The sequence below is a fragment of the Acinetobacter sp. RF14B genome (assembly GCF_006864105.1).
GTDB classification, from domain to species: Bacteria; Pseudomonadota; Gammaproteobacteria; order Pseudomonadales; family Moraxellaceae; genus Acinetobacter; species Acinetobacter lwoffii_C.
On the sequence record NZ_SMTB01000106.1, the window covers coordinates 1 to 7,235 of the forward strand.

8 protein-coding genes and 2 pseudogenes are annotated in these 7,235 nt (G+C 46.4%); 6 read left to right on the top strand and 4 right to left on the bottom strand.

The window, feature by feature from the left end; translation table 11 throughout:
• Positions 1 to 256, bottom strand: a pseudogene (locus E2K52_RS12550) (hypothetical protein); the annotation flags it as partial.
• 259 nt (positions 257 to 515) lie between these two features.
• Between E2K52_RS12550 and E2K52_RS12555 the strand changes: the two are divergent.
• Complete coding sequence (locus tag E2K52_RS12555; RefSeq protein WP_151205407.1) at positions 516 to 1,607, top strand: DNA/RNA non-specific endonuclease; 1,092 nt, start codon at positions 516 to 518, stop codon at positions 1,605 to 1,607.
• Between the two features lie 73 nt (positions 1,608 to 1,680).
• On the top strand, positions 1,681 to 1,926 hold the full coding sequence (locus tag E2K52_RS12560) for a hypothetical protein (RefSeq protein WP_151205408.1): 246 nt from the start codon (positions 1,681 to 1,683) through the stop codon (positions 1,924 to 1,926).
• Positions 1,927 to 2,066: 140 nt separating this feature from the next.
• On the opposite strand, the gene E2K52_RS12565 is transcribed toward E2K52_RS12560, so the two are convergent.
• A complete protein-coding gene (locus E2K52_RS12565) occupies positions 2,067 to 3,077 on the bottom strand; it encodes an AraC family transcriptional regulator (protein WP_151205409.1) in 1,011 nt (336 codons plus the stop codon).
• A 109-nt stretch (positions 3,078 to 3,186) separates the two neighbouring features.
• Between E2K52_RS12565 and E2K52_RS12570 the strand changes: the two genes are divergently transcribed.
• Entirely contained in the window at positions 3,187 to 3,789 is a 603-nt protein-coding gene (locus E2K52_RS12570; protein WP_151205410.1) for a hypothetical protein, read from the top strand.
• 338 nt (positions 3,790 to 4,127) lie between these two features.
• On the opposite strand, the gene hisF is transcribed toward E2K52_RS12570, so the two are convergent.
• Complete coding sequence (gene hisF, locus E2K52_RS12575) at positions 4,128 to 4,886, bottom strand: imidazole glycerol phosphate synthase subunit HisF (RefSeq protein WP_151205411.1); 759 nt, start codon at positions 4,884 to 4,886, stop codon at positions 4,128 to 4,130.
• A gap of 113 nt (positions 4,887 to 4,999) precedes the next feature.
• On the opposite strand from hisF, the gene E2K52_RS12580 reads away from it, so the two are divergent.
• Genes E2K52_RS12580 through E2K52_RS12590 form a run of 3 tightly spaced genes read left to right on the top strand, consistent with a single transcriptional unit; the run spans position 5,000 to position 7,020 of the window.
• A complete protein-coding gene (locus E2K52_RS12580) occupies positions 5,000 to 5,947 on the top strand; it encodes a homoserine kinase (protein WP_151205412.1) in 948 nt (315 codons plus the stop codon).
• Positions 5,948 to 5,972: 25 nt separating this feature from the next.
• Entirely contained in the window at positions 5,973 to 6,599 is a 627-nt protein-coding gene (locus tag E2K52_RS12585) for a DUF1294 domain-containing protein (RefSeq protein ID WP_151205413.1), read from the top strand.
• Positions 6,600 to 6,618: 19 nt separating this feature from the next.
• Positions 6,619 to 7,020 (top strand): DUF4870 family protein, encoded by a 402-nt coding sequence (locus tag E2K52_RS12590; RefSeq protein ID WP_151205414.1) that lies wholly within the window; start codon positions 6,619 to 6,621, stop codon positions 7,018 to 7,020.
• Positions 7,021 to 7,124: 104 nt separating this feature from the next.
• Here the strand turns inward: E2K52_RS12590 and E2K52_RS15480 are convergent.
• A pseudogene (locus E2K52_RS15480) lies at positions 7,125 to 7,235 on the bottom strand (EamA/RhaT family transporter); the annotation flags it as partial.

Genomic DNA, 7,235 nt, shown 5'->3' on the forward strand with positions numbered 1-7,235 from the left:
GTGCCTCGGAAGAAGTAGCTGGCATCGGTTGCTGTGCAGGCTGTGGAGGTGCAGGCTGATTGACCAGGCGCACCTGCCCTGAATTGACCAGGCTTTCTAAAGAGCCTTGCTTGCCGTTGACGGTGGTACTAATTTTGGCTTTAGCTAGGCTTTCCAGAGTTTCACCTGGCTGTACAGGTGGCTCGGCAAAAGCAGCCGCACTTAGGACACTGGTAAATAAGCCCACACCTAAAATTTGAGTTAATTTGGAATTCATGCAGACTCCATGATTGTACGTAATTTAAATAGCTTTATACTGTTGCATAGTCATTCTGTTGCCGCAATGAAAGCTACTGAATACTCAGAAAACCCTATTTAAAAACCATCAAAAAATAGACATTTTGTTACAGGAAAGACCTGAATGAGCAGGGTTTGTTTAATTGTTAGGCGAATAACAGGGGCGAGATATACTTCATATACACAGCTTGTTAAGCTCGCCAAAAATCAATATTGATCGGAAAATAGCAGTTGTCAGCATGGCCAAGAAGCAATCTAAACCGAAGAGTGGTGTAACTCCGTTGTTAAAAGGAAATAGTGTCAAAATCATCTTGGGTGTAGTGGCCTCGGTCAGTTTTGCGATTGCATTTGGTCAAGAAAGGCTGGGTCAGTGGGTGTCTTTGGGAACGACGTCAAACTCATCTTGCCTGGCACAGTTTTATTATGATGCTCCACCTTATCTGATGAAAGACAGTCTGAAAAAAGACAGTTATTCACTGTGTTTTAATGGCTTTAATGTTGGATATTCAGGGGTGTCGAAAACTCCGCTCTGGGTGGCAGAGGTTTTAACGCCTGCACGGCTGAGCCAAAAAATTCCGCGTGAAGACAGCTTCCATGAAGAAGGACGTGTGAAGGCAGTACATCGCGCGACGCTGGCGGATTATCGTGGTTCAGGCTATGACCGCGGGCATATGGCGCCTAATGCGGATATGCCAACCAAGGCAGCCCAGTATGACAGTTTTTCGCTGGCCAATATGGTGCCGCAAGCCCCTAAAAATAATCAGCAGGTCTGGCGTGAACTGGAAGAGGCAACCCGGGCAATAGTCACGCGACAAAAGCAGGATGTGTATGTGATTACTGGTCCGGTCTTTGCTGCGAAAAAACTGAAAACCATTGGTAATGGCGTCATTGTGCCAACCGCCGTCTATAAAGCGATTTATATGCCAAAAACCGGGGCGATCGGGGCGTATTATGCGCCAAACGATAATTCACAAACGGTTCGAGTTGTGAGTGTCTGCTATCTGGAAGAAAAGCTGGGAATTAACCTGTTCCCCCAGTTAACCGAAGAGCAAAAACGTAATACCTACCATTTACCGTTGACGGCCAGAGCTGTGAAAGCCAGCCAGAAGATTGCCTATTCCCACTGGGATGCAGAAAGCCAGTGTGCCGAAGCTGTGTCCAAGGAAAACTTGCAGGCCTTGCAGCGTGAATTTAAAGCGGTGACCAGCGATAGCCCGACGCAAAATAGAAACACCGCTGCAAGCAATACGACAGAAAGCAATACTCAGACGGCTTTGATCAGCCAGTTGACCGAAGCGATTCTTCAGTTCATTCTGCAACTGCTGAAATAGACTTGCTGTAAAAAGCCTGATTCGGGTAGCATGCAGAGAGTACTTTAGAATAAGCAGATAGGATGGGGCCACTATGTTTAAAGCCTATAAAGATGGCAATGAGTCGCATGCCATTCATGATCTGACAGTTGAAAATGATCTGGACTGTGTCAGCCTGTATGGTAATTTGCAAATTACCAAAGACCAGGCTGGACTCAAGGCTGCCAAAGTCTTGCAGGCGCTGCTGGATGATATTGTTCAGGAACTGGAAAATACCCCTGATTTACCAGAAAAAATTGAGCATGATGAAGCTCATGAAATCGAGAATCCGTTTTTATAAAGAAGTAAACCAGGATCTGGTTAAGGTCGCCTCTAAACTTTTTTAGAAAAAACTGAAGCTGCGACTGGGCTGTGATTGATACTTTTGCTTGAATCCTGAATTTTTCCTTTTTTTAGCGCAGCATCCTCTTATCTACGCTGCTATTTTGCACTGGCTAAATAATTAGAACGCCATTGCTGCGGGGTCTGCGCCGTCCAGTGCTTGAAGGCACGCTGAAAAGCACTCTGTTCAGAATAGCCAAGCAGCAGGGCAATTTCTTGCAGGCTCAAGCGTGAGTCCTTTAAATATTGCTGGGCCATCATGCAGCGGATTTCCTGCATGCGCTGCTGGTAGGTTTTCCCCTGCTGCTGTAAATAACGCTGTAATTTGCGTACGGACAGGTTCATCTGCCGGGCAATTGCCTCAATCTGAAACATGTTTTTTTGCAGGCCAGCCAGTATGGCTTGCTGTAAACGTTGATCCATATCGGTGGCATGAGGTAATTTTTCTAACAGGCCCTCAGCTTGCTGTTTAAGCAGTTCCTGCAAGGTCTGATCACCTTGCCGCAGAGGCCGGGACAGCTCTGAAACTGTCAGTTGAATCTGGGCTTTATCCTGATTAAAACGTACCTTGGCGCGGAAATACTGCTCGTAAATCATGGTATTTTTGGGTGGAGAGCGTTTGAAATGAACCTCATGCAGCCGAATATCATGGATATCCAGAATCGATTTGAGAAACTCCATTAACAGGGCAATCGCGACTTCATCGGTGATCTGGGAGGACAGGTTAAAGGGGATATCGTCCCAGCCAATGCTGAGGATCTCATTATGGATAGATATCTGCAAAGGTGTGCCGTCATAGATCAGACGGTGATAATCATGATAGCGCATGAGCGCATCGCTCAGGGTTTCACAGGACAGGGCAATATAGGCCAGTATGCCTAAATATTTCGGTTGTACGAGTGCGGCAATTTCCAGGCCGAGTGCCGGGCGCTGCAACTGTTGTTCCAAGGTGGTTAACAGATCATGCCAGATGACATAATCAAAACGTTCCAGTGGCTGAACATCCAGCAATTTTTGTGGTGGTTTCAACTGATATTTATTATAAAAAGCCAGCAGCAAATGACCTAAACCACCATAGACTGAACCCGCATAATCTTTCTGAGTCTGCATGTTTAAAGTTTTTAGTATTTTGTCGTATTTTGTCAATCATATTGAAGTTTAGGGTCAATATCTAGTCTTTTACTTGATCTATAGTAGAAAGAAAAAGGAGAGTCTGATCATGTGGAAAGGTTTTTTGACAGGACTGGTCGTGGCCAATGGTTTTGAGTGGTTTGCCCATAAATATATATTGCATGGAACCCATAGAGCAGGGCAGGCACGTTATAGCCCGGTCCCGGAAAGTATGCGTTCACATTGGGAGCATCATCGTGAAGTGCGTAAAACGGAATTCTCGGATATTGGTTATGTAGAGGGCTACAAGAACTGGCGTACCCGTAATGAAATCGGTTCGCTGGTGGTGGTGGCCAGTGTTTTTGGACTTGCATTTTATCCTGTGTCCAAAGGAATGGTTCTGGCGACCTTGTATAGTGCGGGCAACTATTATTATATTCACCGCCGCGCCCATCTGGAGCCAGAATGGGCCAGAAAAAAAATTCCTTGGCATTATGACCACCATATGAACAGTAATCAGGATGCCAACTGGTGCGTGACCAAACCCTGGTTCGATTATCTGCTGGGTACCCGGGTCATTTCATCACCCGATTTGCAGGAAAAAAATCCTCTGGGTATTGCACTGCCTGAAGCCTTATCCACTCATTTGACCAGTCTGGCCAACCGTTATTTTCCGGCTAAATGGGCCAAAGTGCGAGACCAACTGCAATAACATCAACATCTAAGTGATGGGTATATAAAATAACAAGCAGTTCTCACTTTTGAGGTGGCGTCGTGTTTTGTCAATAAATAGGGGATCTATTGTCAATATTGTGCTGGAAAATTAACCTATATTGGTGCCTGTCGATCTGCTTGATCTCTCCGGTAGGCACGGAGATAGATGAAGCAGGAGGTAGATGAGATACCAAGTGCTGTAGTTATTCTTGGTTTTATAGGGAGTCGTCAGACTCCTTTTTTTTAGCTGAAATGTGTACTGTACAAGCCTAATAAGCAAAAAAAGAGCGCCATTCTACGCTCTTTTTTATTGGCTAGATTCTTAAATCAAGCAGATCACAGGCGCATTTCAATGCCCTGAGCGGCCATATAAGCTTTGGCTTCCGGAATGGTGTGCTGGCCAAAGTGGAAAATTGAAGCCGCAAGTACCGCATCTGCTCCGCCGTGAATAATACCGTCTGCCAGATGCTGTAAGGTGCCTACTCCACCTGAAGCAATGGTGGGAACCGTGACCCGGTCATTGATTGCACGCATGAGAGGAATATCATAACCGGCTTTGGTTCCATCGGCATCCATTGAGGTAATCAGCAGTTCACCTGCGCCATAACTGGCCATTTTCTCGGCCCATTGCAGTGCATCGATACCCGTCGGTTTACGGCCACCGTGGGTGAAAATTTCCCATTTGTTTTCGCCAGTTCTTTTGGCATCAATCGCCACCACAATACACTGGGCGCCGAAACGTTGCGAGGCTTCCTGAACAAACTCCGGATTAAAGACCGCAGCCGAGTTGATACTGACTTTATCTGCACCGGCATTGAGCAGCAGACGGATGTCTTCGACCTTACGCACGCCACCACCGACGGTTAACGGCACAAAAACCGATTCAGCCATACGTTCCACTGTACGATAAGTCGTGTCACGTCCATGATGTGTAGCAGTAATATCAAGGAAAGTGATTTCATCGGCACCCTGTTCATTATAACGGCGCGCCACTTCGACCGGGTCACCTGCATCACGGATATCAAGGAACTGAACACCCTTGACCACGCGACCATTATCAACGTCCAGACAAGGAATAATACGTTTAGCTAGCATAAATTTTTCCAATTATTACAGCCGATTATGAAACTCACCCACGCAAGCGCTACACCTTGGCAGATGGAAACGGTATTCTAGCAAAAATATGTAGGTTTTTTCGCAGGTTTTCTATGTCGGTTTATACCACTTTGACTTTAAAGGAAGTTCAGGAGTTCGCAGCACCGTATGGACTGAAGGTGATCGACCTGATTCCTATTCAGGCAGGCATTCAAAACACCAACTATTTTTTGGTCTGCGAAAACCGGCAATATGTCCTGACCATCTTTGAAGAACTGGATGACAAGGCGGCAGGAGAACTGGTGCCTGTACTGGAATGTTTGGGGCAGGCTGGACTGGCGGTACCAGTTCCCTTATCTCACTCTGGCAAAGCGATTCACCATATCAAGAATAAACCGGCCCAGATCGCACCGCGTCTGATGGGGGAGCATCCAATATCGCCTACCGTGGCTCAGGTTGAGGCGATTGCAGTGGCGCAGGCACAAATGCATATGGCCTTGCAAGACTTCGAACTGGAGCGCGCCTTTGTACGTGACCATGCCTATTGGTACGGTGTGGCGCTGGATCTCAAGTCCAGTTTAAGTCCGGCAGACAAGGTGTTACTAGGCAAACTTTTAGGTTTGTATGATGCTTTGACTGCGGTCTATCCAGACCGTCCACGCGGCTTTATCCATTCCGACCTGTTTCGTGACAATACCTTATTTCAGGGTGACGAGCTGAAGGGGATTCTGGATTTTTATGAGCTGAATAAAGACGAATTCCTGTTTGATATCGCGATTACCCTAAATGATTTCTGTAGCAATTATCCCGATGTTACTTTAAACGAAGAGAAGGCCCTGGCTTTTCTCACTGCCTATGAAGGTGCCCGTCCTTTAACTGAAGATGAAAAAGCCTGTCTGGAGCTGTATCTGGCCATGGCAGCCGGACGTTTCTGGATGATGCGTTTACAGGTGGCCCAGAAGAATACAACCGAGGGGCGTAGCGGGGCAGATATTTTGCAAAAAAATCCAATCGAGATGCGTAATATGCTGATTGAACGTTTAAAGTTTGTCACTGCTTAAATTGATATAAAAAAGGATAGGGCACATGCGTGATCAGGGGCGTCTGGTGGAATGGTTTGATGATAAGGGCTATGGTTTTATTCAGCCCAATGATCAGGCCAAAGACCGCGTGTTTTTGCATATCAAGGATTTTGCACGCCCGGGACCGCGTCCAATTGTTGGCTGTGCACTGGATTATCTGGTAATTCTGGATGAGCGCGGACGTTATCGTGCCCAGCAGGTGATGTACCTAAAAGCCTCTCAAGCCCGAACAGCGTCTGCACGCAAGCCAGCAGCGACCACAGCGCCTTCTCAAAAATTACAGCGCATGCAGATTGCTTGTGTGGTTTATATTCTGGTATTGGCAGGGCTGACTCTGGCTGGTCTGCTCAGTGGTTTGGTGTTGTTGTTCATCAGCCTGATCAATGCCCTGAGCTATTGGCTCTATGCTCAGGATAAGGAAGCTGCGCAACTCGGCAATCGCCGTATTCCGGAAAATACCCTGCATCTGGTGGCCTTTTTAGGCGGATGGCCGGCTGCCTGGCTGGCACAGCAAAAATTAAGGCACAAAACACAAAAACAACCTTTTAGGCAGATTTATTTTTGTACCATAGCCTTTAATATTATTTTAATGGTATGGCTGATTTCTCCCTTGAATAGTTTGAATATTTAGGAGCAGCCTCGGGAGCATGATGAACTACTCTATTGATAAAGATCCAAATCGAAGCCTAACCCTGATTCTGTATATTTTATATATTGTGGCGATTTTTAGCGCAGGCTTGCTGGCAATCATTGCCCTGGTGATTAACTATGTAAAACGTTCTGCGGTGCGCGGGACAATTTTTGAAAGTCATTTTACCTGGCAAATCCGCACTTTCTGGTGGTATCTGATCTGGAATATCATCGCTTTCATTCCTTTCCTGCTGTTGTTCTTTACCCATGACGATCCGGATCTCTTTACCGGTGTGGCTTTGGGCGCTTCAGCTTTTTGTATTGCCGTCATTGGTTTGTCCTGGATCTGGATTGTCTATCGGGCGATTCGCGGCATTATGCGCCTGAATGATAACCAGCCTATGTATCGTGCTGAACAGTGAATTTCTGGATTGAACTTTTAAATGAAAGCATATTTTTATTGTATTCAGGTTTGCACCTTCTGCTCTTGAGCGGGCTGAGATGCAGCTCAAGTGCAGAAGGCTGGCTATCCCAGCTTTTCCTTTTTTATTTTTCTGAGGAATTGGGGTTTCCATTCACTTGCAATGACACCTAGTACCACCATCAGCCCACCCAGCAGGGCCAGTGCGGGCAGGCG

Bases quoted from the DNA above. Each gene is read 5' to 3' on its own strand.
- E2K52_RS12555 (WP_151205407.1), top strand. From the start codon at position 516: ATGGCCAAGAAGCAATCTAAACCGAAGAGTGGTGTAACTCCGTTGTTA.
- E2K52_RS12560 (WP_151205408.1), top strand. From the start codon at position 1,681: ATGTTTAAAGCCTATAAAGATGGCAATGAGTCGCATGCCATTCATGAT.
- E2K52_RS12565 (WP_151205409.1), bottom strand. From the start codon at position 3,077: ATGCAGACTCAGAAAGATTATGCGGGTTCAGTCTATGGTGGTTTAGGT.
- E2K52_RS12570 (WP_151205410.1), top strand. From the start codon at position 3,187: ATGTGGAAAGGTTTTTTGACAGGACTGGTCGTGGCCAATGGTTTTGAG.
- hisF (WP_151205411.1), bottom strand. From the start codon at position 4,886: ATGCTAGCTAAACGTATTATTCCTTGTCTGGACGTTGATAATGGTCGC.
- E2K52_RS12580 (WP_151205412.1), top strand. From the start codon at position 5,000: ATGTCGGTTTATACCACTTTGACTTTAAAGGAAGTTCAGGAGTTCGCA.
- E2K52_RS12585 (WP_151205413.1), top strand. From the start codon at position 5,973: ATGCGTGATCAGGGGCGTCTGGTGGAATGGTTTGATGATAAGGGCTAT.
- E2K52_RS12590 (WP_151205414.1), top strand. From the start codon at position 6,619: ATGAACTACTCTATTGATAAAGATCCAAATCGAAGCCTAACCCTGATT.